We start from the raw sequence: 1,092 nt of genomic DNA on the forward strand, positions 1-1,092 counted from the left end.
CGGCCTGTCCCTCGACCGGGAAGGCCATGCACCACAGATCGAACGTGCACTTGTTCGGGTCGGTGGGGTGCGGCTCGGTGCGGAAGAAAATCAGGTTGTCCGGCAGGAAGCTGATGGTGACGTTGGGGAACATCACCGTATGCGGGCTGTCGGTGATCTCCTCGTCGTCCATGTGCTCGTAGTGGACGTAGCCGCGCTCCTTCCACAGCCGCTTCTTGGCGGCCTTGAGGTCGAGCCAGCCCTGCATCGCCTTGGTCTCGTAGTCCGGGTAGGCGGCGGGATCGATGTCCCACGCCTGCAGGATCATGTCGAAGGGATGCACCACGCCGTCTGGCAGGCGATCCGACAGCGAGGGGCGCATCGGCTGCACGGTGCGGCCATGACCGTTCGCCCACATCTCGTGCCGCGCGGTGTCGACGTCCTGGTCGATCCATGGCGGCACCTGCGGGTGCGCGGTGCGGGTGTGATAGCTTTCGGAGAAGTTGTCGGTGGCGAACTTCCAGTTGGTTTCGAGGTCGATCTTCATCCAGAACACGCGCACGGCGGTGTCCATCGGGTAGTTCTTGTAAAGGTCCGGCATCGGCGACAGGAAGTCGAGCAGTTCGGGCGCCTCGTCGTCCATCGTGTACCACACGAAGCCGCCCCAGGTGGCGCAGCGCAGTTCCTTGAGCCTCAGCTTCCCGCAGGGGTTGCCCTGCGGGAAGTCCTGCGGGTCCTGCGCATAGTTCAGCACGCCGTCCTTGCCCCAGACCCAGCCATGGTAGGGGCACTGGAACGAGTCCTGCGAACTGGCGTCCCACACCAGCCGCATGCCGCGGTGGCGGCACGAATTGTAGAACGCCTTGATCGAGCCGTCGTCCTGCTTAACGCAGAAGACGGACTCGTTCATGAAGTTGTGCACGACGTAGTCGCCCGGCTCCTCCAGCTCAGCCGTGCGGCCGGCGACGTGCCAGATGCGGGTCCACATGTGGTCCCATTCGCGCTGCATGAATTCGACCGAGGTGTAGCGGTCGCCGGTGATCGGGTCGCCGCGAAGATTGTCGGCGTTGCGCCCATCAATCATCAGCGCGTCGATGTCTTGCCTTCCCATCT

1 protein-coding gene is annotated in these 1,092 nt (G+C 63.8%); it reads right to left on the reverse strand.

Features of this window, described 5'->3' with window-relative positions:
* The coding region (locus LH128_RS27390) for an aromatic ring-hydroxylating oxygenase subunit alpha (protein ID WP_008832953.1) at positions 1-1,090 on the reverse strand (1,090 nt) is incomplete at its 3' end.
* Between the last annotated feature and the right edge of the window lie 2 nt (positions 1,091-1,092).

It is taken from the genome of Sphingomonas sp. LH128 (assembly GCF_000293195.2).
GTDB lineage: Bacteria > Pseudomonadota > Alphaproteobacteria > Sphingomonadales > Sphingomonadaceae > Novosphingobium > Novosphingobium resinovorum_A.